The following is a 23,974-nucleotide window of genomic DNA, read 5'->3' on the forward strand; positions in this document are numbered from 1 at the left end:
AGAATGACCGTCGTGGTCCCCGAGCCGATGGCGGAGACGATCCATGCCGCCATCGCGGCGGGGGAATATGCGTCGGCGAGCGAAGTGGTGCGCGATGCGATGCGCCTGTGGAACGAGCGCCGGGCCTTTCGTGCGGAGGAATTGCGGCTGCTGCGCGACGCATGGGACAAGGGCAAGACCAGTGGTATTGCCGGTCCACTCGACATGAAGGCGATTATCGAAGAAGCCCGAGGCGAAGCCGACGCTGCGGGCTGAGATGACCGCGATCGTCCTATCGCGTCGCGCCCGCGAGGATTTCAAACGGATCTGGACCTATATCGCGCGGGATGACGACCATGCTGCCGACAGGCTGCTGCTGGCGCTGGACGCCAAGATCGAACGGTTGCGGGATTTCCCCGGCATCGGCACGTCCCGCGACGACATCCGACCAGGCGCCCGCACGCTCGTTCATGGGCGCTATCTGATCCTCTACGAGCATGACGCCGACGCCGATCAGGTCGAGATCGTTGCGGTTGTCGAAGGCGTGCGCGACCTCGACCGCCTGTTCTGAAGGCGACGTTGCCGATGGACGGCACGGATCGCAGCGATATTCTCGGGTTGCCGGGCTCGGCGTAGGATTGACCCGCCCCCATGATGACACAATCGTCATCATAAAAACCGCAGCATCCCCGCAAAACGTCATCATCCCGCAATGATCCGGTACCAAGGGACGGCCGCATAATCCTTTGGGGGGAATCCATATCATGACCTCGTTCAACCTGTGTTTCGCGGGGCGGCTCTTTGCGTCCAGCGCGCTGGCTCTTCTGCTTGCCACGCCCGCCTTTGCGGCCGAGCCCGAACCCGCCAAGACCGCCGCGCCCGACGACCAGAAGACCAATGCCGACGGTTCGCTCAACGAGGTCATCGTGACCGCCGAGAAGCGCCCCCAGAGCCTGCAGAAGACCCCGATCGCCATCTCGGTCCTGTCCGCCGAGGATCTCCAGAACCGCCATGTCCAGTCGCTGGTCGACCTTCAGGACGGCGCGATCCCGTCGCTTCGCGTCGCGCCCTTCTATTCGCGCAACTCGGCGCTCATCATGAACATCCGCGGCATCGGCGTGCTGGCCGACAGCAACCAGCCCGCGCGCGATCAGGGCGTGGGCGTCTATATCGACGGCGTGTATCTGGGCCGCGCGCAGGGGCTGGGCACCGCGCTCTATGATATCGAGAGCATCGAGGTGCTCAAAGGTCCGCAGGGCACGCTGTTCGGCCGCAATACCGAGGGCGGCGCGGTCAGCATCGTGACCAAGAAGCCCACCGGCGAATTCGGCCTGACCGCGACCGCGGGCATCGGCAATTTCGGCAGCCACAAGGCCGAGGCGCATCTCAACCTGCCCGAATGGCATAATTTCAGCGTCAAGCTGGACGGCGTCGTCACCAAGCGCGGCGGCCTGGTCGCCAACCCGCTGCCCGGCCAGTCGGATTTCAACGGCTTCGACCGGCACGGCGCGCATGTCGAGGTGCTGTGGAAGCCCGAAAGCGGCGTCAGCGCCGACTATGCCTTCGACACCTCCTATGACGCCTCGACCCCGCTCTATCTCCAGTCGATCACGGCCGGAACGCTGGCCCGCGCGCCCGCGCTGCCGCTCCAGCCGAACCGCGTCCGCACCGCCAGCATCGGCGTGCCGCAGCAGGAGAGCATCGGCCGGACCCATGGCCACCGCCTGACCCTGGGCCTGGACATCGCGCCAGGGCTCCAGCTCAAGTCGATCACCGCCTATCGCGAGCTGAACCAGAGCCAGTATGACAATGGCGGGCAGAACAGCTCGACCTACAAGCCGAACGGCGCGTTCAGCCGCTACAGCCTGGCCGGGTTCGCGCAGAACCAGTTCAGCCAGGAAATCCAGCTGATCGGCGACACGCCGCGCCTGAAATATGTGCTGGGCGCGATGGCGTACCGCGAGCATACCGAGGACAATGCCCAGGCGTTCAACTCGATGGTGTGGAACGCCGACGGCACCGCCGCCACGGTCGCCACCTATAATATCGCCACCGTCCCCTATGACCGCGCCAGCCGGATCACGACGCGCAGCATCGGCGCGTTCGGCCAGGCGACCTGGACTCCGGGAATCGCCGACGACCGGCTGCACCTGACGGCGGGCGCGCGCTATACCCGCGACATGAAGCGGGGCGAGCTGTTCATCGTCAACGGCAAGACCCCCAGCGTCAACGGCGTGGTCGCGCCGCGCGCGCTGGACGCGGCCTGGTCGCGGGTCGATCCGCTGGTGACGCTGGCCTATGACGTGACCCAGGCGGTGCATGTCTATGGCAAATGGTCGGAGGGGTATAAGTCGGGCGGCGCCAATTCACGCTCGCTGACCTATGCGCCGTTCAACCCGGAAACGCTGTCGATGTTCGAGATCGGCGCCAAGAGCGAGTTCCTCGACCGCCGCGTCCGGTTGAACCTGGCCGCCTATACCGGCGCGTACAAGTCGATCCAGATCGATTTCCAGGCCAACTATTTGCAGTTCGACGCGAACGGCAAGCTGCTGGAGACCACCCGCACCACGATCGAGACGACCAATGCGCCCGGCACCGGCCGCGCCAAGGGGATCGAGGCGGAGCTGACCGTGGCGCCGATGGCGGGCCTGACGCTGACCGCCAGCTATTCCTATAACGACCTGACCATCCCGGCGACGGTGAACCCCTTCCCGCAGGGGGTGAACGGCACGGTCGTCGCCACGCCGATCAAGATCTATCCGGTCTATACTCCCGCGCATGCCGCCAGCGGCGCGATCGATTATGAGCGGCCGATGGGCGATTACAGCCTGGTCGCGCATCTCGACGCCAATTACGACAGCGGCTTCTATGCCAATTACAACGACCCCGCACCGGGGGTGAACCAGCCCAAGGGCGATCCGGGCTTCATCGTCAACGGCCGGATCGGCGTGACCGACATCGCGCTGAACGACACCGGCGCGCGGCTGAGCGTGTCGGCCTGGGCGCGCAACCTGCTGAACGAGCAGCATCTGTTCTACAAGACGCTGAACACCGCGACCGGCGTGTCGGGCTTCTTCAACGAGGCGCGCACTTATGGCCTCGAAGCGACGGTGAAGTTCTGATGCGCCGCGCGGTCGCCCTGGCGATGCTGTTGGCGGTCCCGGCGGGGGTGGGGGCTTCGGCGCCCGCCCCGGTGGCGGGGGCGGTGCATCGGCGCGTGCTGCCGCTTCAGGGCGGCCGCAATTTCCGCGATCTGGGCGGCTATCGCACCGCCGACGGGCGGATGGTGAAATGGGGGCTGCTCTATCGCTCGGGGCAGATGCACGACCTGACCCCGGCGGACTATGCCTATCTGCAAAGGCTGGGCATCCGCACCGTCTGCGACTTTCGCGACGCGCGCGAGCGGGCGGGCGAGCCGACGCTCTGGCCCGCGGGCCGCAAGCCGAAGGTGTTGAGCGACGATTACGCGCTCGACATGAGCGGCCTGGCGCTGCCCGGCGATCCGTCGACCTGGACGCATGAGCAGGTGGTCGCGGCGATGACCGCGACCTATCCGAAGCTGCTCGACCAGTTTCGCGGCCAGTATGCCCGCATGTTCGCCGAGCTGCTGGCGGGTGACGTGCCGCTGGCCTTTCACTGCACGGCGGGCAAGGACCGGACGGGGGTGGCGGCCGCGCTGCTCCTGACCGCGCTGGGCGTGCCGAGGGCGAGGATCGTCGAGGATTACCTCCTCTCCAACCAGCACATGGCCCCGCCGCCCGCCCACCCGACCGGCTTCTGGGCGAAACTCTCCCCCGAGGCGGCGCGCACCTTTGCCGGGGTCGACCGCCGCTATATCGACGCGGTGTTCGCGGTGACCGACCGCCATCCGGGCGGGACGATGGGGTATCTCAAGGACGAGCTGGGGCTGGACGCGGCCAAGATCGCCAAGCTGCGCGCGCTGTATCTGATCAGGGGGTGAGGGTTCAGCCCTGCCGCCTGTCCCCCTGGCGCCGCTCGCCGAACGGCAGCGGCGCAGGCGCGTCCTCGATCGCGCTCAGGATCGCGCGGCCATAGGCGGTCCGGGCCAGCGCCTGCCCCCGTGCCTCGGCCTGCTCGCGCGGGATGAAGCCCTGAAGATAGGCGATCTCCTCGAGGCAGGCGATCTGGATGCCCTGGCGACGCTGGATCGTGCGGACGAACTCCGCCGCTTCGAGCAGGCTGTCATGCGTGCCGGTGTCGAGCCAGGCGAAGCCGCGCCCCATCGCTTCGACACGCAGCGTCCCCGCCTCCATATAGCGGCGCGCCAGATCGGTGATCTCCAGTTCGCCGCGCGCCGAGGGGGTCAGGGTGGCGGCATGGTCGCACACCGCCGCGTCGAAGAGGTAGAGGCCGGTCATGGCGAAGCGCGACCGTGGCCGCTCGGGCTTTTCCTCGATCGATATGGCGCGCCCCGCTTCGTCGAAGGCAATGACGCCGTAACGCTCCGGATCCTCGACCCGGTAGGAAAAGACCGTCGCCCCGCCCCTGGCCCGCACATCGGCGACCGCGCGGCGCAGCATGGGCCCCAGCCCGTTGCCGAAGAAGATATTGTCCCCCAGCACCAGCATGGCGGCCTCTCCGGCCAGCCAGTCGCGCGCGATCGTGAACGCCTGGGGCAGCCCCTCGGGCCGCGGCTGCTCGGCATAGGCGATGCGCAGGCCCAGCGCGCTGCCGTCGCCGAACAGGGTGCGGTAATGCGGCAGGCTGTCGGGGCCGGAGAGGATCAGGATCTCGCGGATACCGGCGAGCATCAGCGCCGACAGCGGATAATAGATCATCGGCTTGTCATAGACCGGCAGCAGCTGCTTGTTGACGACCAGCGTCGCCGGATGAAGCCGACTACCGGTGCCGCCCGCCAGGATGATGCCTTTCATGGCGCGCATCCTATCACAAGGCATTGAAGATCGGGCTCAGTGATCCGGCCAGCCCGCGTCGCTGGTCGGTCGCGCGTTCGGACAGGATCGGGCGCCACCAGGGTTCGTTGGCGAGATACCAGCGCACCGTCTTTTCCAGCCCGCTCTCGAAGCTCTCCTGCGGCGTCCAGCCCAGCTCGGTGCGGATGCGCGTCGCATCGATCGCATAGCGCCGGTCATGGCCGGGGCGGTCGGCGACGAAGCCGATCTGCGCGGCATAGGACGCCCCGTCGGCTCGCGGATGCAGGCGGTCGAGGAGCGCGCAGAGCGTGCGCACCACGTCGATGTTCCGCCGTTCGGCATCGCCCCCGATATTGTAGCGCCGCCCCGGCGTGCCGCGCTCGAACACGGCCTGGAGCGCGCGGACATGATCCTCGACGAACAGCCAGTCGCGCACATTCTCGCCGCGCCCATAGACGGGCAGCGTCTCTCCGGCGAGCGCCTTGACGATCATCAGCGGGATCATCTTTTCGGGGAAGTGATAGGGACCGTAATTGTTCGAGCAGTTGGTCACGATCACCGGCAGGCCATAGGTGTGGCCCCAGGCGCTGACGAGATGGTCCGATGCCGCCTTGCTGGCCGAATAGGGCGAGCGCGGGTCATAGGCGGTGGCCTCGGTGAACCGGCCCGTCTCCCCCAGCGAACCGAACACCTCGTCGGTCGAGATATGGTGGAAGCGGAATATCGCCCGTGCGGGCAGCGGCAAGCCCCGCCAATAGGCGCAGGCCGCTTCCAGCAGGGTGAAGGTGCCGGTGACGTTCGTGTCGATAAAGGCGGCGGGGCCGTCGATCGAGCGGTCGACATGACTCTCGGCCGCCAGATGGGTGATGATGTCGGGGCGAAAATCCCGGATCGCCCCGGCGACCGCCGCCCCGTCGCGCACATCCGCCCGGACGAAGCGATAGCGCGGATCCGCCGCCACGGGGGCCAGCGCCGTCAGCGTCCCCGCATAGGTGAGCGCGTCGAGGACGAGCAGCTCATCGCCGCTATTCCGGATCAGATGGCGGACCAGCGCCGACCCGATGAAACCGGCCCCACCCGTGACGAGAATACGCATCGGGCCATGCTATCGCGTCGAGGGCGGCGGTCCAGATGCCGAATGGCCGCCTTATCCCTTTTCGGATCATCCTGTGCCGGGCCGCCCTTCGCCTCGAAAAACGATTGCGTGACGCCCGCGTCACCCAATCGTCATCCCTTTCACATCGCTTCGTAACAAACCCCCGCCACGGGGGCGGGAACGACCGGCGCCGGGGGGTGTCGGCACGACCAAGCGCCCAGGGGAAGCATCATGCACGCCATCCGTTTCGGCATCCGCGGTTTCGCGGGGGCCTCGCTCATCGCATTGGGCTTTGCCGCCGCGCCCGTCCTGGCCAAGGCTTCGGGGGAAATGCCGGCGGGGGCACCGGCGGGGGTGCCCGTGTCGGGGCCGATCCTGTCGGGCCGCCTCTATGACGCGACCGGCGTCGCGCTGCCCGGTGCGCGCGTCACCGTCGAGGGGACCGAGGCGCAGGCGACCACCAATCTCCAGGGCGCGTTCAGCATCGTCACCCCCGACGAGGCGGGCGACGTCACGCTGCGCATCGACTATCTCGGCCGCGCGTCGGTGACCCATGTCGTGCCCGCGGCCGATCGCGGCCGCCCGGTGGTGCTGACCATGCCGCCCGCCGCTGGCCCGGACCATGAGGTCGTCGTCACCGGCGCCTCGCTGCTCGACAATACCGCGCGCGCGCTCAACCAGCAGCGGACCGCCGACAACACCGTCACCATCATCTCGTCGGACGCGATCGGCCGCTTCCCCGACCCCAACATCGCCGAGGCGCTCCAGCGTGCGCCCGGCGTCGGGATCGAGCGCGACCAGGGCGAGGGCCGCTATATCAACGTGCGCGGCGCGCCGAGCGAATGGTCCGCCGTCTCGGTCGACGGGATCCAGATCCCCTCGGTCGACCCGACGACGCGCGCCGTCGACCTCGACACGCTGCCCTCGGACATCGTCGCGAACCTCGAAGTGACGAAGTCGCTGCTCCCCTATCAGGATGCGGATTCGATCGCGGGCGCGGTCAACATCACCACCCGCTCGCCCTTCGACCGCAAGGGCTTTGCGCTGACCGGCATGGCGGGGGCCAGCTACAACCAGTACGGCAAGGGTAGCGACTATCGCGGATCGGCCGCGGTCAGCGACACCTTCGGCCCGGATCGCCAGTTCGGCCTGCTGCTCTCGGGCAGCTATTCGATGACCCATCGCCGGCCCGACAATGTCGAGAACACATGGAGCCAGACGCCCGCCGGCTTGCGCGTCACCGAGACGCTGTTCAAGGATTACGACACCAAGCGCCAGCGGATCGCGGGCACCGGCGCGTTCGAGTGGCGCCCGACCGACGCGACGCATGCCTGGGTGCGCGGCACCTATGCCCGGTTCGAGGATGACGAATATCGCGACCGTATCGGCATATTGTGGAGCGAGGGGACGATCCAGTCGGGATCGACCGACCGCGCCGCGACCTACCGCAACACCCGCATCGAAAAGCAGGTCCGCCACCGCAAACAGGTGAACGAGATCTGGTCGGCGACCGCCGGGATCGAGCAGCGGCTGGGCGAAGGCACGATTCGCGCGGATGTGGCGTATAGCGAGAGTTCGCAGACCTATCCGCGTCGCGACGAACTGCTGTTCCGATCGTCGTTGCGGCCGACCTTGTCCTATGATTTCAGTGATTCCGACCTGCCCGGCTATTCGCTGTTCAGCTCGAAGGAGCATCTCCAGCTCGGCACCTATAGCTTCCGCGAAAATGCCTATCGGTCGAACACGACGAAGAATGACGAGTTCACCGTCGCCGTCCGCTCCGACTTGCCGGTCGGCGATCTCGTGACCTTCTCGACCGGGGGCAAATATCGCGCGCGGCATATCAATGCCGATGAGGAGCGGTTCCGCGATCGCCGTTCGTCCGCCGCGCCGAGCCAGAGCCTGGCGGGGCTGTTGTCCGACCAGGAGTCGCGCAATTTCGGCTATGACCTGGGCCAGCGCTTCGACACCGGGCTGGCCGACGCCTATTTCGATGCGACCAAGGCGGCGTCCGAGCGTCGCCTGCCGCAATCGCTGACCGCCGACTATACCGCCGAGGAGAAGATCCTCGGCCTGTTCGGCATGGCCAAATACGTCAAGGACGGCACGACCCTGATCGCCGGGCTTCGCGTCGAGACCACCGATTTCGAGAGCAGCGCGCCCAGCGTCTCCCGCACCGGGGCGGTGACGACCGCGCGGGGGCATAATGGCTATGCCGATATCTTCCCCAATTTGACGCTGCGCCAGGCCTTCACCCCCAACCTGATCCTGCGCACCGCCCTCAGCCGCGCGATCAACCGCCCCAATTTCCCGCAGATCGCGCCGCGCGTGCTGGAGACGACCGAGGGCAATACGGTGCGGGTCGAGTTCGGCAATCCCGACCTGAAGCCGACCTTGTCGAACAATGTCGATGCGGGCCTGGAATATTACATCCGGCCGCTGGGGGTGATCTCGGTCAACGGCTTCTACAAGGACCTGTCCGACTATCGCTACACGCTGACCAGCACGGGCGTTTACAACGGCGTGGGCGGCGCGATCCTCAGCCGTCCGGTCAATGCGCGGCGTGGCGAGCTGTACGGCGTCGAGCTGAACTGGCAGCAGCAGCTGAGCTTCCTGCCCGGCATGCTGGGCGGGCTGGGCGTGTTCGCCAATTACACCTATACCAAGGGCAGCGCGCGCTTCGACGGGAGCTATGCCGGGCGCAGCCGCTTCGCGCTGCCGGGCCAGTCGACGCATATGTGGAATGCCAGCGTCTTCTACGAGCGCGGGCCGGTGAATCTGCGCGTCGCCTATACCAAGCGCAGCGACTATCTGGACGAGATCAACGCCGACAATCCCGCGCTGGATCTGTATTGGGAAGGGCGCGGCCAGCTCGACGTGACGGGCAGCGTGCAGCTGGCGCGCGGCATCAACCTGTTCGCCGAGGGCAAGAACCTGACCAACACGCCGGGCGTCCGCTATTTCGGGCAGCGTTACCGGACCTATGAATATGAGAAGTTCGGCTACACCGTGTTCGGTGGCGTGCGGGTGAAGCTGTGAGGGCGGCGCTGACGGCGCTGCTGCTCGCCGGGTGCGCCAGCGTGCCCGCCGCGACGCCGATCACCGCGCCGACCGTGGCGGCCAGCGCCGAGACCGATCCGGTCGACAGCACCTCCGATGCGGCCGACGATCCCGCCATCTGGCGCAACGCCGCCAATCCGGCCGCGAGCCTGGTGATCGGCACGGACAAGCAGGCGGGCATCCATGTCTATGACCTGGCGGGCAGGCGGCTGTCCTTCACCCCGGCCGCGCGGCTGAACAATGTCGATCTGCGCGAGACGGGGGGGCGGGTGATCGTCGCGGCCAGCGACCGCGCGGACAAGGCGCAGGCGCATGTCGCGCTGTTCACCCTCGACACCGTGGCGCGTCGGCTGGTGCCGATGGGCCGCTATCCGGTGGGGGCGGGCGAGGCGTACGGCATGTGCCTGTGGACCCGCGCCAGCGACAAGGCGCTGTTCGGCTTTGTCGTGCTGAAGGACGGGCGGATCGATCAGGTCCGCATCGACCTGTCCGGCGCGACCCCGCGCGTCGAGACCGTGCGCAGCATGACACTGGGCAGCCAGGCCGAGGGCTGCGTGGTCGATGACCGGACCGGGCTGCTCTATGTGGCGGAGGAGGATGTCGGGCTGTGGCGCTTCGCGGCCGACCCCGCCGCGCCCGGCACCGCCACCCCGATCGCGCGGGTCGACGGCCGCACCCTCGTCGCCGATGCCGAGGGGCTGGCGCTGGCGCCCAAGGGGATCAAGGGCGGCTATCTGGTCGTCTCCAGCCAGGGCGACAATGCCTATACGCTCTATCGCCTGCCCGGCGTGATCTATGCGGGGCGCTTCCGCATCGGCGGAGGGGCGATCGACGGGACCAGCGACACCGACGGGATCGAGCTGGCGCTGGGCGATTTCGGCCCCACTTACCCCAAGGGCCTGTTCGTCGCGCAGGACGGCGACAATGCGCCCGATACCCAGAATTTCAAATATGTCGGCTGGGACAAGGTGCGGAAGGCGCTGGGGTTGTAGGGAGGGCGCAGCATTCCTCCCCTTGCAGGGAGGAAAGGGGGGCCCATTCCTTCGCCACGGCATTTGCGATTGCGGGACCGCTCATGCATGGCACGCGGGACAAGGTGCAACGCAAGCTGACGGACGGACCGATGGCCCGCCCCGTCTGGGGATGTTGAAATGAAGATTGCCGTTTTCGGCCTGGGCTATGTCGGACTGTCCAATGCCGTGCTGCTGGCCCAGCACAACCGGGTCGTCGCGGTCGACATCTCGGCCGAGCGGGTCGCGATGGTGAATGCGCGGACCTCGCCGATCATCGATGCCGAGTTGCAGGACTTCCTGACCGGCCGCGACCTGGACCTGTCCGCCACGACCGATGCGGCCGAGGCGCTGGCGGGCGCCGATTACGTCATCGTCGCCACGCCGACCAATTACGACATCGACACCAACAGCTTCAACACCCACTCGGTGGAGGCGGTCATCACCCTGGCCAAGACCCATGCGCCGCAAGCGACGGTGGTGGTCAAGTCGACCATCCCGGTCGGCTTCGTCGACGATGTCCGCGCGCGGCTGGATACGACACAGGTCATCTTCAGCCCCGAATTCCTGCGCGAGGGGCGCGCGCTGCACGACAATCTCCACCCGTCGCGGATCATCGTCGGCGAACAGTCGGAGCGCGCGCGCATCTTCGCCGACCTGCTGGTCCAAGGCGCCGAAAAGACCGACATTCCCGTGCTCTTCACCGGCACCCGCGAGGCCGAGGCGATCAAGCTGTTCGCCAACACCTATCTCGCGATGCGCGTCGCCTTCTTCAACGAACTCGACAGCTATGCGATCGCGGGCGACATGGACACGCGCCAGATCATCGAGGGCGTCGGCCTCGACCCGCGCATCGGCACGCACTACAACAATCCCAGCTTCGGCTATGGCGGCTATTGCCTGCCCAAGGACACCAAGCAGCTGCTGGCCAATTACACCAGCGTGCCGCAGAACCTGATCCGCGCGATCGTCGACGCCAACCGCACCCGCAAGGATTTCCTGGCCGACCAGATCATCGCCAGGAAGCCCGGCCGCGTCGGCATCTTCCGCCTGACGATGAAGGCGGGGTCGGACAATTTCCGCCAATCCTCGATCCAGGGGATCATGAAGCGGATCAAGGCCAAGGGGATCGAGGTCGTGGTCTATGAACCGTCCCTGCACGAAGACGCGTTCTTCGGCTCGCGGGTGGTCCGCGACCTGGCCGCGTTCAAGGCCGATTGCGACGTCATCATCGCCAATCGCAACGACCCCGAACTGGCCGACGTCGCGGACAAGCTGTTCACGCGGGATATCTTCGGCTCGGACTGATCGATCGGCGTTTCCCGACCGATACACCCCTCCCCTTCAGGGGAGGGGCAGGGGGTGGGGCGGTTCCACAAGCGCATCGCCCGGTAGAGAGGCCCCACCCCAACCCCTCCCCTGAAGGGGAGGGGCTCGGCTTGCCTCACGCCCGGTTTTCCATCACCGGCAAATCCGCACCCGCTCCCAGCCGCGATATTCGGTCCAGCAGCGATGATAGGGGCGATACGGCCGATAGGGCCGGTATCCATAGCCCGCATCGCGCCAGCCATAGCCCCCGTCATAGCCACCCCAATGCGGGGGCGGAGGCGGCGGAGGGGGCGGGGGTGGGGGCGGTGGGGGACCCCAGCCCGGAGGTGGCGGAGGCGGGGGCGGTCCCCATTCCTGCGCACTGGCATTTGCACTGAGCCCCAGCGTTGCGATCGCGAGGCCGGCGACAATGATACGCGTCACCTTCATGACTGGTCCCTCCATGCCCATCACCGGGCATGGCACGGACGTATCACGGGCCGTCCTTCGCGAGGCTGAACGCGGTTGTTCTCTGGCGTTCAGGAATGTCGGGTTGGAGACGCGGGCACGCCTCAGGCGCGCTCCGTCGCCACCTCTCGTGCGACTGCGGCGACATCGCCAGGCGGGGTGTTCCGATCAAAGCGGGGGGGCGTCAGGACTCACTGAATGGACGCCTCGACTTTGGCAGCCGCAGGGTCCAGCAAGCCGATCAGAATCGCCAGTTCATAGCGGGTCTGGCCCTCATAGCTGCTGGTCATCCCGTCGATGGCGCCTTGGACGGACTTGCTGTCGGTGGCATCGAGGGGCAAGAGCCGGGCCGTCGCACGAAGGTCCGCGATACAGGCGACGATCGCATGCCTGCTATGGACATAATCGAGCGCCAGCCGTCGATCTTCGTCGGTCGCCGGTCGCCCCGACCGATCCCGCAATGCCTTTTCCGCCGCGAATCTCAGCGTTCCCCATCGCTCCCATGCCGGGTCGAAACAGGCCCGCGTGCGTGCCAGGGCAGCGGCCAGCACCGGGTCGTGGATGGGCGGTGGTGGCGGGGGAGGCGTGGCGCCCTCGATCATGCAGAAGGGCGGGTGGCACTCCTTCGGCATGCCATAGCTGTCGACGGCGTCGAGCGCGACATCGATCGTCAGGCGATAGGCCTGGTCATGGGCCAACGCGGCGCTCGCCCGGCTCAGCCGGTATAGCGGTGCAAGCGCACGCACCAACGCGGCCTTGTCGATGGAGTCGGGGGACCCGTAGATCGGCCGGCAATCGGACAGGCTGCCGTTCGTCCTGACGGCGCAGTTGAACGACAGGCTGAAGTCGACGGCCGCCTCGCGGGGCGCCGCGCGCGTCAGCTCGGCAAGCGTCGGTGTCTTGGCAAATTCCGGCTGACTGTGCATTTCCCAAAAGCCGACCGTCGTATCGACGAAGCGGCCCGACGCGCGCAGCAATCGACTGTCCGGGGCAGGGGGCTGCGCGATGGCCGCCGTCGCGATCGCGAAGGTCAGCCCCATGAAGACGAGACGTAGAAGCATCGCGAGGACCTATCCGATTCTCGCTTATATCCCAAACCTTTCCCACCTCGCCCCCCTCAGAACAATTTCCGCACCCCGATCCGGATCGAGCGGCCGATCGGGTCGAGATAGGCGGGCTGGAAGCGGTTGGGGGTCTGGCCGTCGCGGTCGGTGACGTTGATCCGGTCGTTGAGCAGATTCTCGACCGCCATGCTGACGTTCAGCCCCTTGGCCCAGGGCTTGTCGACGATCCTCTCGACCTTGATGAAGCTGTAGAGGACCAGCCAGGTCCGCCCCGAGAAATGCAGGTCCGAGGCGGCGATGTCGCTGCGGATGCGGGTCGGGCCCTGGATGCGGCCGAACACGCCCAGATTGGCGACCCCCTTCGAGACATGGGCGTTCAGCTCGACATCCCAGCGCGGCCGCCCGCCCGTGCCGTTCAGCGTCGCCCCGTCGAGCAGGTCGAGCACCGGCCCGCCGTCGCGCAGGGTCAGCCGGTCCTCCAGCCGGTAGCTGGTCGTCGCCGACAGCATCAGGAAACCGGGCTGCTTGCGCGGGCGCGGCGGGGGCGCGGTCTTGGCGGCATCCGGGGCGGGGGGCGCAGCGGGGGGCGGGGGGCTCTTGCCCAGCTGGGTCTGCACGTCGAAGGTCAGCCGCAGCTTGCGCTCGCGCTCGAACGCCAGATTGACCGGGCGCAGGTCGACGCGGGTCAGCGCGCCCAGCGCGTCGCGCGCGAACAGGTCGGGAAAGACGCGCTGGAACGCCGGGGTCGCCCCGCCCAGCGAGGCGGCCTGGTTGTCGATCCGCGTGTCGAGATAGTCCAGGCTGAGCCGGATCTCCTTGTCCTTGATCGGCTGCACCGCCAGGCCCAGCGTCGTCACCCGCCGCTTTTCGGGGGCCAGGTTCGGATTGCCGCCCATGATCGTGGTGACCAGCGTGCTGCGCCCGGTGACGAAATCGAAAAAGGGCGTGTTGGGCGTCGCCACGACCGGCGCGACCAGCTGGGTCACGGCGGGCGCGGCCTGCGCGACATTGACCGAGGCGTTGAGCTGCACGGGGCGGAATGGCGTCCAGTTCAGCCCCAGATTGGAGGTGCCGAGCCGCCCGAAGCCCGACACCTGCGACACGCCCGCCATGCCGCTGAGCTGCAATTCGCCCAGAAAGCCCAGCGAGCCTTCGCGCGCCGAGGCGAGCGGCACGCTGGCATTGACGCTGGCCCCGCGCGTGGTGCGCCCGATGCCGTCGGCGGGCAGCGCCAGATCGGTGCGCGCATCGCTGTCGACCCGCGCATAGTCGGTGGTGACGGTCAGCATCGCCTCGCCTGCGGGCAGGCGGGCGACCGGGCCGTTGGCGGTCGCCTTGACCCCCAGCGTGTCCGACACCGCGCGGCTGCGGTTGAGGGTGCGCTCGGTGGCGAGGGCGGGATCGATCGCCGCCATCGGATCGCCCCCGGCATCGATCGACGCCTGGAGCGCGCCCAGCGGCACCCCCGTCTCCGAGGTGCCGCGCGACACCATCCGGTCGTAATTGCCGGTGATCGCCCAGCTCCAGCGGCGGACATCGCCGGTCAGCGTGCCCCCGCCATGCAGCGCCATGCTGGTCGTCCGCTGGTGCAGCACGCTGCCGGGCAGATAGCGATAGAGGAGCGTGTCGTTGGCAAAGGGAAGATTCCCCGCGCCGCCCGGCACGCGCAGCAGCGCGGGGGCCAGCCCGTTGAGCCCCCTGGTCTGGACCGCCTCCATCGACAGGATCAGCGAGCCCGACATGGTCTTGCCGAGCGGCGCGGCCAGGCTGGCCTCGCTATGGATGGTGTCGCTCAGCGGCTGGAGCGTGCGATAGGGCCCCAGGTCGGTGACCCCGGCCGGGCTGTTCGCATAGGCGGCCAGCGACGCCCGCGCGGCGGGATCGAGCGGCACCCCCGCCATCGTCACCGCCCGCCCCGCCAGCGTATCGAGCCGGGGGTCCAGGCTGGCGCCGTTGACGCCCGTCACATTGCCGGTCGTCGCATAGAGCGTCTCGGGATCGGGGACGATGGCGCGCTGGCTCTGGAGCACCGGGTCCTGGCGCAGATGCGACACGTTGAAGGTCAGGCGGCGCGGCCCGTCGATCCGGGCCGAGGTGACTTCGGTGTATTGGGTGCCGCCCCCGCCCTCGGGGGTGATGCCGGGCAGCACATGGACGGTGACCGCGCGGAATTTCTTCTTGGTGATGAAGTTCATCACCCGGACATTGGGCGGATAGCCGAAGCGCGCCGCCTCCTGCTCGGGCAGCACCTCGACCTTCTCGATCGCCTCATAGGGCAGCGACTGGAATTCGGAAAAGCCCGACACGCGCCGCCCGTTGAGCAGCATGACCGGATCGCCCCCGCCCGACGAGCTGGCCAGCGCCTTCACCTTCTTCAACAGGTCGCTCAGGCTGCTCACCCCCAGCGCGTCGAGCGCCTGCGCATCGAGGACCGCGACCGGCTCGACCGCGCCGACGACCGAGCCGGGGATGCGCTTGCCGGTGACGGTGACTTCGGGTGGGGGGATGTCGGTGGTGGCGGGGGGCGGCGCGGTCTGCGCCTGAAGCGGTGTCGCCATGCCCCAGGCCAGCGCGATCGTCGACCATCCCGCGCGACACCCGGGCCGCGCGCTCCCCTTGTAGAACATCGTCCAGCCACTCCCATCGCCGACGTGATGGGCCCTTCATACTGTGGCGATGATGTCACAATTAAGGCGAATTTCTTCGGGAGGGTTGACTTATCCGGCGGAGCCTCTCGCCCGGTCAGGAATTCCCCCCTGATCGAAGCCACTTACAGGAGCGGCAGGACCGGTTCGCCGCAGAGCGGGGCGGGCGCGGCGCGACGCCGCAGGACGCCGTGCATCACGCGCAGATAATGGTCCGCGCCCTGTTCGATGGCGAAGCGCCGCGCCTGGTGCAGCGTGCGGTGCGCGTCCTGCGCCCCCGGCCGGGCCTGTGCGATCGCCGCGGCAAAGCCCGCCGCGTCGCCGACCGGCACCAGCGTCCCGAGCACCCCCTGCTGCAACAGCGCGGCCATCGACCGGCTGCAATCGGTGGCGATGATGCCGATATTGGCGGCCAGCCCCTCCAGGATCACCGCAGGCACGCCTTCATAGTCGGAGGACAGCAGCAGCATGTCATACTCCCCCAGCCGCCCCGCCGGATCGGTGACATAGCCGCGGAAGTCGACCCGGTCCGTGACGCCGAGCGTGGCCGCCAGCGCCTCCAGCGCAGGCCGCTCGGGCCCCTCGCCGAACAGGGTCAGCGTGTCGGCGGGATCGCTGCCCGCCGCGAAGCCGCGCAGCATCAGCGCAAGGTTCTTCTGGGGCGCGAGCCGCGCGATGGTGACGAAGCGCCGCCCCGCTACAGGCGGCCGCGCGGCGACCGGCGTCCGAAGCGCCATGATCTGCGCCTCGGACAGCGCCGGGTCGGGGATGATCGCGACGCGGGCGGGCGACACGCCGACGCATTGCACGATCTCGGCGCGCATCGGCTTTTCCATGCCGACGAAATGGTCGATCGCCAGCCCCTGGATGCGCAGCCAGATGCGGTAGAAGAACCGGTAGAACCAGGACGCGTCGGTGCGGTCGAGATTGTTGCTGATCTTGGCGACGATCGGCGGGCAGTTCCGCCCCAGGATCAGCTTCAGCATCACCGCGACAAAGGCATAGGTATTGCCCGCGCAGAACAGCATGTCGGGCCGCATCGCCCGCACCGCGCGCGGCAGGGTGGCGACCATCCAGATCGTCTCCCAATGCGCGATGCCCGGCCAGCGGCGCCGGGGCGTAGCGAAGTCCAGCCCCGCCCCGACATCCCGCGCCATCGCGCCATCGGTCCGCCCCAGGAACAGCGGCGCATCGATCCCGCTGTCCCGCCAGCGCCGGACGAGCCGCAATGCGATCCGCTCGACCCCGCCCGGCTCGAAACTGTGAAGGAAGGTCAGGACGCGCAAAACGCCGTCCACCCCGATCGCCGCAGAGGATCCACCGAAAGCCCGCCCATATTTCCGGCCGATAGCATGACTGACGGCAAAAACGATACCCTGTCGTGACGTATTCGTTATGAGGGGGGCGGCGGTCCGCTTCCGACAGGCCGGGAAATGATCGATCGGCGACGCCCCGTTCCGGCATCCTTGCGCCGGTTCTTTGGTCGGGAATGCGTGACATCGACCAGCTACGGGCCTGGGCCCGCGCTGTTGCGACCTATATTCGCCGCTGTCGCCATCGATCCGGAAAAGCATAGCGGCATGACGCAATTTGGTCCGATATGGAGATTTATGAAAGTCAGGGGAAACTGGACTATACACCTGCAAAAATCACCCCTAAGGGATTAGTTAAAGGCAAGTCACAGGGGGGATGCCATATGTTGAAGTTGAAGAACCTTGTTGTCGTAGGAAGTATATCGTTGACCGTCCTGCTTGCAGGATGTGGGGGTGATGGAAGTTCCGGGAGCGGAAATATACCGGTGGTTACCGCGCCCACGCCGACCCCGACCCCGACGCCCACCGCGACATCGACTCCGACCCCGACCAACACGGCGCCGGTCGCCAATCCCGGCGCCAATCAGAATGTTCTGACCAAGACGTCGGTAACGCTGGATGCCAGCGCCAGCATCGATGCCAATGGCGATGCGCTGACGTACAAATGGGCGTTCAAGTCACGGCCATCGGGTAGCGCCGCGGTCTTGTCGTCCGTGACGGACGCAAAGCCGACCTTCACGGCCGATGTCGCCGGCACATATGTCGCGACCTTGATCGTCAACGACGGCAAGGTCGACAGCGCGCCTGCCGATGTCACCATCACGGCTGCGGTCGCCAATGCGGCGCCGGTCGCCAATGCGGGCCCGGATCAGAACGTCAAGAACGGCACCACGGTAACGCTCGACGGCAGTGCCAGCAGCGATGCCAATGGCGATGCTCTCACCTATCAATGGACGATGGATGCCCGTCCTTCGGGCAGTTCGTCCGCCTTGTCGTCCACCACGGCCGCGAAGCCGACCTTCACCCCGGATGTCGCCGGAAATTATATCCTGTCGCTGATCGTCAGCGACGGCGCGCTGAAGAGCGTGGCCGACAGCGTGACGATCACGTCGAGCCGGGCGAACGCCGCGCCCGTCGCCAATGCGGGGAAGGATCAGAATGTCCTGACGCGATCGACCGTCACGCTGGACGGACGGGGCAGCAGCGACGCCGATGGCGATCCGCTGAAATATGACTGGAATCTGACGTCCAAGCCCGCCGGAAGCAGCGCGTCCCTGTCGGCGAACACACAGGCGGTCACCAACTTCACCGCCGATCTGGCCGGTACCTATGTCGCCACGCTGGTCGTCAACGACGGCACGGTCGACAGCGCTCCTGTCACGGTCGCGATCACGGCGGTGGCGCCAACCCTGTCCCTGTACCGCGTCGACAGCTTCTCCACCGAGCTTCTGAAGCTGCCTTACACCACCTCCGCATCGATGCAGAAGTCGCAGAGCTGCGCGGGGACGGGCTGTCCGACCACCGTTACCGTCGACAAGTTCCGGTTCGTCGCCAATGGCGGCAGCTTCACCATCCAGAATCCGACGGCGGTCAATCTGACCACGGGTTCGACGGTTGCGGCGTCGTTCACCGGCTTGGGCAACGGCACGGTGATCGCCAACGGACAGACGGTCAACTTCAGCCTGGAGTCGGGCTTCACGCGGGGTCAGAGCGTCAACCTGCGCTATGAGTTCACGATCAAGGAGACCGGCGACAAATTCTCCTACACGGTGGAGCTCAAAACGAACTGACGGTCGGCAGCGATGCTTGGTTAAGGCGGGTTTTCCCCGCCTTAACTTTGCCGGTTTGAAAGACGCATCTTTCCCTCCGCCAGACCATAGCCGCTATCCATTCGAGAATACGCCGAAGGGGCGTGTCGGGCAGCACCGACCCTTATGTGTCGCCGACGACCAAGCCACGTTGACCAATTGCCAATGATACATCATCACATCGCCATCGATCCATGATGGGCACAGGCGATGGGAGGCGTGACAGCGTGAACCGGGAGCTTCTCCTGATCCTGCTGACCGGGACATTGGTCGTCGTGGCGGTGGTCGCGGCGATACCCTGGTTCCGCACGAGCCGCCCGTTGCACGGGTCGCCGATCGCCGCGACGGGCGACGCGCTGGCCGCCGGTATCTTTCTGGGTGCGGGCCTGATCCACATGCTGCCGGACGCAGCGCAGGGCTATGCCGCCCATGGCACCGGCTATCCCTGGCCCTTCGTCATCTGCGGCGCGACGATCCTGGGCCTTGCCCTGCTCGAGCATCTGGCACTGGGCAGCGGCCGCTCCGCCGTCCCCGCGCTCGCGGCCGCCATCGCGCTGGCGGCGCACAGCTTCCTGGCCGGGGCGGCCCTGGGCGCCACGTCGCGCGAAGCCGCGATCCTGGTGCTGTTCCTCGCGCTGATCGCGCACAAGGGAGCGGCGTCGTTTTCGCTGGCGCAGGTGCTCACCGAAAGCCCGCTCTCCCGCCGCAGGGCCCTGACGATGCAGAACATGTTCATCGCCGCGCTGCCGCTGGGCGTCGTGCTGGGGGCGGTGGCGATACGGCAGGAACAGGCCTGGCCCCTGGCCAAGCCAACCATCCTGGCGCTGGGCGCGGGCACCTTCCTGCATTTCGGCCTGCAACGCCATCGCGCCCGCGCGCCCACGTCCGGCAGGGCGCGATGGGTCATGCCCTGGTTCGGCTTTGCGCTGATGGCGCTGATCGCGGTCGTGGACTGAATTTGCGCGTTATCGGCCCGATGGGGGGCGACGGCAGCTGCGCCCTCGTTGGCCGTCGATCCGGCATCATTGCGGGAAGGAGCAATCGGGGCCGGATTGCGAGACGCCAGCGGCGGAGGCAGGCGTGCTCAGGCCCATCGAGCAACGCCGTCCCGTGCGACCATTCCCAAACGAGAAGGGCTGGAAGCGCCCAACTGCGGACATTCGTCGCGCCTCTAAACTTCGCGCTCACCGCTTTGAGGTCGGGAGAGCCGCGACGGGGATGTAGCGGTATCCTGCTGCTGGCGCATTCTTGAGGGCGTGAGGTGGAGTTATCTTCATCTGCTTGCGCAAAAGATCGCAGGCTATCTCGTCAAATGCCTTACTCCCGCTGGACGCCCTAATCTCACAGGTGGCCAGAGAGCCAGTGGCATCGAACGACAAAAAGGTCGAGGTCGCCTGCACGTAGCCCTTCGGCAAAGCCGCGAGCGGTACAAGCACGCGGTTGTCCGGCACCACGCCTGGGGATGGCATGCTCCAGCCCACAGCGGTATGGAAAATGCCGGAAATCGCGACGCCATCCGGGCCGCGCGCCGGTTCGAAACGCGCCTTCATCAGCCGTCTGCAAGTCACCTCGTCAAGCGCCGAGTGCCCGGCACTTTCGGTAACCTCGCAGGACAAGGGGGCACCATCCGCCGAGACGCTAACCTCGACCGACACATAGCCCTCTTCTTTGTTTTGCAAAGCTCGTTGTGGGTAGTCCTCGAAGCTGATCGGACTGCCGATCATCTGAGGCGGAGCCGCTGACGCGCTTGAAGCCCCACCCGCTTGTATGCCTCCTAGGAGCGCAGGAACAGTCGCCGTGATAACCGAAGCCGCTTGAAACCATGCCATCGTCTTCACCTCGATCACGCCCGATACGAGCATGGGAAGGAGTTATGTCGTTTATCTTGGCAAATGCCAACGCGAGGAGATCGCCGTCTAAGCTTTCAACGCCGTTATACCTCCAGGGTGAGCCGTTTCGGTTCCGGCCTTTATTGAAAGCTGACATCGCCATCTGGATAACAGGTGTACGCTAACGCCCGAGGCTGTGTAAAAACGTCGGAATCTGCTATGCTTCTTTGGCGTTTCGGGAGGCTTGGGCATGGGCCATTTCGTACACGGGGAAGACCGTCGGCAGGACTATCTGCTGCCTGCATCGCTTGATGATTACGTATCGGCAGATAACCCGGTTCGCGCGGTCGAGGCGTTCATCGATGCGCTGGATCTGAAGGCGCTGGAGTTCGCGGGCATGACGCCAGCTGAGACGGGACGGCCCGCCTATCATCCGGCGACGATGCTCAAGATCTACCTCTATGGCTATCTGAACCGGATCCAGTCGAGCCGACGGCTCGAGCGTGAAGCGCAGCGCAACGTGGAATTGATGTGGCTGACGGGGCGGTTGGCACCCGACTTCAAGACGATCGCCAACTTCCGCCAGGCGAATGGCGCTGCGATCCGGGCAGTGTGCAGCCGGTTCATCACGCTGTGCCGGCAATTGGGGCTGTTCACACGCGCGGTGGTCGCCATCGACGGCAGCAAGATGAAGGCGGTCAACAACCGCGACAAGAACTACACCGCCGCGAAGGTCGCCTCGCGGATGAAGCAGGTGCAGGACAATATCGACCGGTATCTCGACGCGCTTGATCGCGCCGACCGCGAAGAAAGTGACATTGCCGAGCCGAAGGCGAAGCGATTGACGGAGAAGATCGCCCGGTTGCGCGCGCAGTTGCGCGATCTTGCGGTACGTGAGGAGGAAGTCCGGAATGCGCCGGACCAGCAGGTGTCGCTGACCGATCCGGACGCCCGCGCCATGGCGAGTGCGGGGCGCGGCACGAGCATCGTCGGCTAAAATCTCCAGGCGGCCGTCGATGCCGAACATCACCTCATCGTCGCGCACGAGCTTTTGAACATTGGCTATGACCGCGGGCAACTTGCCCCCATGGCGGCGAAAGCCAAGGACGCCATGGGGGTGGAGGCTTTGGATGCCATTGCCGACAAGGGCTATTTCAAGGGCGAGGACATCCGGACCTGCGAGGGGATGGGCGTTACCGCCTTCGTGCCCAGGCCGCTGACCTCGGGGGCAAAGGCGCGAGGTCGCTTCGGCAAGCAGGACTTCGTCTATCTGGAGCAGGAAAACGTCTATCGCTGTCCCGCCGGCGAAGACCTGATCTATCGGTACACGTCGGTCGAGGCCGGTATGACGCTCCATAGCTACTGGAGCTCAAATTGCCAGACATGCGCACTTCATGACCGATGCACGACCGGCAAGGAGCGCCGGGTCAAAAGATGGGAACATGAGGCAGTCGTCGAGGCGATGGAGCGACGCCTCGATCGTGCGCCAGACGCCATGCGGATCCGCCGGCAGACTGTCGAACATCCATTCGGCACGCTGAAAGCATGGATGGGCTCGACGCACTTCCAAACGAAAACGCTCAAGAATGTCAGAACGGAGGCCAGCCTCCATATCCTGGCCTATAACTTCAAGCGGCTGATCGCCATCCTCGGCGTCCGGGCGATGATCGCAGCAATCCAGAGCTGAGCGCCAACGCTCAACCTTCAACGCGCCGTGCCGGAAATAACGACCAGCTGCTGTGAAGCCGTTTTTACACGGCCTGGCCCAATCGTTGCCGTTCGCGATCAGATTATTCTTCCCCAAAAGCGACCATTCCGTCATCAGTGCGAAAGCAAGAACAAGCTGGCGGATCACAATGCGCTTTTTCATCGCTGCACTGTTACTGATCAGTTCGCCACCATTGGCTGCTCAGCACATTGGTGCAGGACAAAAGGTCGCCCTCACGAACAATCAGGAGATGACGGCCATCTTCGCCGCTGACCAGGCGGCACGGGATCATCCTGCGGCAATTGATTGGAAGGTGCTTTTGCCAGCCGATAAAGCGCGACGTGCGCAGACGCAGGCGTTGCTCGACGCTGGCAAACTGAGCAGCGCCGATGATTTCTACCACGCTGCCTATGTCTTTCAACACGGTGATGAAGCCGAGGACTGTCTAAAGGCTCATGCCTTGGCTGTCGTCGCAGTCGCACGAGGAAAACGAGAAGCCACTTGGATCGCTGCCGCGACGCTTGACCGCTATCTTCAACGCATCGGCCAGCCACAGATTTACGGTACTCAGTTTCTGCGCCCGCCAGGACAGAAGTGGACGCAGGAGCCATATCGGCGAGACCTGCTCTCGGACTCCGTGCGTCAAGCATCCGGCGTTCCACCACTAGCCGCACAGGAGGGGCAGCGAAAAGATTGGGAGCGGAAGCTTCCATGAATCTAAGGGAAGCGTTCATATGGCTTTGGCAACAAGCTGTCGGTCCACTTCCCACCCAACTCGGTCCTTCCTGATATTCGATCCCGATAGGGATTAGATCCTGCGCGGCAGCTGCTTTCATCCATACTGCAAGGCGGCAGCTATCAGGATCGCCACGCCGACACCGGCAAGAGCCAATCGGCCCCTTTGATGGCCGACATTGATCGTCCAGCCAAGCGCCTTGACGCGCTTTGGAACAATTACGCGGGGATCGTCGGCATCATGATAAAGCCCGAGTAGATCATACCCCTTGCTCACCGTTCAACCCCCGTCTCGATACCGGATGTTCCATATATCGCAGACGATCACCGTGCGTCGATAGTTCTCATTTCCCTATCCGCCGCGGGTTTTGAGGAGCCGCTCGCATTCTCCTTTTCCGATCGATTCCGGAAGCGCCCACAGCGTCTCGTTCGTCGTTTCCGATCGGCAAGGCTGGTGTATTGAGGCAACCACTCCATGCCTGATAAACGCGGTCAAATGAAACTATGGCGGCTTACGCGACCAGAATATGTCGCCCTCGATGGGGCGGGTGCGGCGAAATCGGGTGGGCGCTATTCATCGCCTGGCATCCCATTGGTCAACTTCGCAAGCGAGCCGGGATTAGCGGTCTTGGTGGCACTGCGCTATGTCCAGGCCACCCCGGCATTCTCCGACGACGATTTCGTTTTGGGTTGGACGACCATCGATTGTGATGTCGAGCGGGTTCCCCACGCATTGGGCAGCGAGGCAAAGGTTGCTTTCGTCGACGCCTGGGCAAAGCAGCGGCGGTCGCTCGCAATTGCCGTCCAGTCCGCCGTCCTGCCCGAAGCCGACATAATTCTAATGAACCCGCTGCACGCGGACGCGGCCGACATAGCCCCTCTATCCACCCGACCTTTCCGCTTCTCGGAGTGTTTGCATCGACCGCCGATGTTGGAACGATACACCGCAGGCTGACGCCTACCGTCTCTCCGACCGCAAACCCCATATATCCACCGCCAGGCCCGCGCTCAGAAACGCAGCGGCGACAAGACAATCATGGCGGTTCAGAGGCCATC

General features: G+C 65.9%; 18 protein-coding genes and 1 pseudogene. 12 read left to right on the forward strand and 7 right to left on the reverse strand.

Annotation, left to right across the window (positions count from 1 at the left end; all coding sequences use genetic code 11):
• Nucleotides 1-3: 3 nt before the first annotated feature.
• From ABIC44_RS13175 to ABIC44_RS13190, 4 genes are all read left to right on the forward strand, one after another.
• Complete coding sequence (locus ABIC44_RS13175) at nucleotides 4-255, forward strand: ribbon-helix-helix domain-containing protein (protein WP_354295930.1); 252 nt, start codon at nucleotides 4-6, stop codon at nucleotides 253-255.
• A gap of 1 nt (nucleotide 256) precedes the next feature.
• Nucleotides 257-550: a type II toxin-antitoxin system RelE/ParE family toxin gene (locus tag ABIC44_RS13180; protein ID WP_307104963.1), complete on the forward strand. Its 294-nt coding sequence runs from the start codon at nucleotides 257-259 to the stop codon at nucleotides 548-550.
• A 193-nt stretch (nucleotides 551-743) separates the two neighbouring features.
• Nucleotides 744-3,101: a TonB-dependent receptor gene (locus ABIC44_RS13185; RefSeq protein WP_354295931.1), complete on the forward strand. Its 2,358-nt coding sequence runs from the start codon at nucleotides 744-746 to the stop codon at nucleotides 3,099-3,101.
• Complete coding sequence (locus tag ABIC44_RS13190; RefSeq protein ID WP_354295932.1) at nucleotides 3,101-3,940, forward strand: tyrosine-protein phosphatase; 840 nt, start codon at nucleotides 3,101-3,103, stop codon at nucleotides 3,938-3,940. The genes ABIC44_RS13185 and ABIC44_RS13190 overlap by 1 nt, the downstream gene beginning before the upstream one ends.
• 4 nt (nucleotides 3,941-3,944) lie before the next feature.
• Here the strand turns inward: ABIC44_RS13190 and rfbA are convergent, their stop codons facing one another.
• Both rfbA and rfbB read right to left on the reverse strand, forming a co-directional pair.
• On the reverse strand, nucleotides 3,945-4,874 hold the full coding sequence (rfbA, locus tag ABIC44_RS13195) for a glucose-1-phosphate thymidylyltransferase RfbA (protein WP_354295933.1): 930 nt from the start codon (nucleotides 4,872-4,874) through the stop codon (nucleotides 3,945-3,947).
• Between the two features lie 13 nt (nucleotides 4,875-4,887).
• A complete protein-coding gene (gene rfbB, locus ABIC44_RS13200; RefSeq protein ID WP_354295935.1) occupies nucleotides 4,888-5,970 on the reverse strand; it encodes a dTDP-glucose 4,6-dehydratase in 1,083 nt (360 codons plus the stop codon).
• Nucleotides 5,971-6,201: 231 nt separating this feature from the next.
• Here rfbB and ABIC44_RS13205 point away from each other — a divergent pair, with 231 nt between their 5' ends.
• From ABIC44_RS13205 to ABIC44_RS13215, 3 genes are all read left to right on the forward strand, one after another.
• A complete protein-coding gene (locus ABIC44_RS13205) occupies nucleotides 6,202-9,009 on the forward strand; it encodes a TonB-dependent receptor (RefSeq protein ID WP_354295937.1) in 2,808 nt (935 codons plus the stop codon).
• Complete coding sequence (locus ABIC44_RS13210) at nucleotides 9,006-10,022, forward strand: phytase (protein ID WP_354295939.1); 1,017 nt, start codon at nucleotides 9,006-9,008, stop codon at nucleotides 10,020-10,022. Before ABIC44_RS13205 ends, ABIC44_RS13210 begins: the two co-directional genes overlap by 4 nt.
• Before the next feature lie 159 nt (nucleotides 10,023-10,181).
• The gene (locus ABIC44_RS13215) at nucleotides 10,182-11,348 is read left to right on the forward strand and encodes a nucleotide sugar dehydrogenase (protein ID WP_354295940.1); all 1,167 of its coding nucleotides are present in this window, start codon (nucleotides 10,182-10,184) and stop codon (nucleotides 11,346-11,348) included.
• Between the two features lie 659 nt (nucleotides 11,349-12,007).
• On the opposite strand, the gene ABIC44_RS13220 is transcribed toward ABIC44_RS13215, so the two are convergent.
• From ABIC44_RS13220 to ABIC44_RS13230, 3 genes are all read right to left on the reverse strand, one after another.
• Nucleotides 12,008-12,856 carry a hypothetical protein gene (locus ABIC44_RS13220; RefSeq protein WP_354295942.1) on the reverse strand — a complete coding sequence of 283 codons (849 nt, stop codon included), beginning with the start codon at nucleotides 12,854-12,856 and terminating at the stop codon, nucleotides 12,008-12,010.
• A gap of 77 nt (nucleotides 12,857-12,933) precedes the next feature.
• Nucleotides 12,934-15,507 carry a TonB-dependent receptor domain-containing protein gene (locus ABIC44_RS13225; RefSeq protein ID WP_354295944.1) on the reverse strand — a complete coding sequence of 858 codons (2,574 nt, stop codon included), beginning with the start codon at nucleotides 15,505-15,507 and terminating at the stop codon, nucleotides 12,934-12,936.
• A gap of 143 nt (nucleotides 15,508-15,650) precedes the next feature.
• Nucleotides 15,651-16,823: a glycosyltransferase gene (locus ABIC44_RS13230; protein ID WP_354295946.1), complete on the reverse strand. Its 1,173-nt coding sequence runs from the start codon at nucleotides 16,821-16,823 to the stop codon at nucleotides 15,651-15,653.
• A 500-nt stretch (nucleotides 16,824-17,323) separates the two neighbouring features.
• On the opposite strand from ABIC44_RS13230, the gene ABIC44_RS13235 reads away from it, so the two are divergent.
• Together ABIC44_RS13235 and ABIC44_RS13240 are read left to right on the forward strand one after the other, a co-directional pair.
• Complete coding sequence (locus ABIC44_RS13235; protein ID WP_354295948.1) at nucleotides 17,324-18,628, forward strand: PKD domain-containing protein; 1,305 nt, start codon at nucleotides 17,324-17,326, stop codon at nucleotides 18,626-18,628.
• Between the two features lie 245 nt (nucleotides 18,629-18,873).
• A complete protein-coding gene (locus ABIC44_RS13240) occupies nucleotides 18,874-19,602 on the forward strand; it encodes a ZIP family metal transporter (protein ID WP_354295949.1) in 729 nt (242 codons plus the stop codon).
• Nucleotides 19,603-19,830: 228 nt separating this feature from the next.
• On the opposite strand, the gene ABIC44_RS13245 is transcribed toward ABIC44_RS13240, so the two are convergent.
• Nucleotides 19,831-20,370: a TonB family protein gene (locus tag ABIC44_RS13245; RefSeq protein WP_354295951.1), complete on the reverse strand. Its 540-nt coding sequence runs from the start codon at nucleotides 20,368-20,370 to the stop codon at nucleotides 19,831-19,833.
• Nucleotides 20,371-20,725: 355 nt separating this feature from the next.
• Between ABIC44_RS13245 and ABIC44_RS13250 the strand changes: the two are divergent.
• Both ABIC44_RS13250 and ABIC44_RS13255 read left to right on the forward strand, forming a co-directional pair.
• Nucleotides 20,726-22,162 (forward strand): annotated as a pseudogene (locus tag ABIC44_RS13250) (IS1182 family transposase).
• Nucleotides 22,163-22,214: 52 nt separating this feature from the next.
• The gene (locus tag ABIC44_RS13255; RefSeq protein ID WP_354295953.1) at nucleotides 22,215-22,898 is read left to right on the forward strand and encodes a hypothetical protein; all 684 of its coding nucleotides are present in this window, start codon (nucleotides 22,215-22,217) and stop codon (nucleotides 22,896-22,898) included.
• A 117-nt stretch (nucleotides 22,899-23,015) separates the two neighbouring features.
• Here ABIC44_RS13255 and ABIC44_RS13260 read toward each other — a convergent pair whose 3' ends face one another.
• Nucleotides 23,016-23,195, reverse strand: coding sequence for a DUF5808 domain-containing protein (locus tag ABIC44_RS13260; RefSeq protein ID WP_309704398.1), 180 nt, complete (start codon nucleotides 23,193-23,195; stop codon nucleotides 23,016-23,018).
• 198 nt (nucleotides 23,196-23,393) lie between these two features.
• Between ABIC44_RS13260 and ABIC44_RS13265 the strand changes: the two genes are divergently transcribed.
• Nucleotides 23,394-23,873, forward strand: a complete 480-nt coding sequence (locus ABIC44_RS13265) for an RES family NAD+ phosphorylase (protein ID WP_354295954.1) — start codon at nucleotides 23,394-23,396, stop codon at nucleotides 23,871-23,873.
• Nucleotides 23,874-23,974: the final 101 nt, after the last annotated feature.

Origin of the sequence: Sphingomonas sp. 1185, from assembly GCF_040544655.1 — a bacterium.
Lineage (GTDB): Bacteria > Pseudomonadota > Alphaproteobacteria > Sphingomonadales > Sphingomonadaceae > Sphingomonas.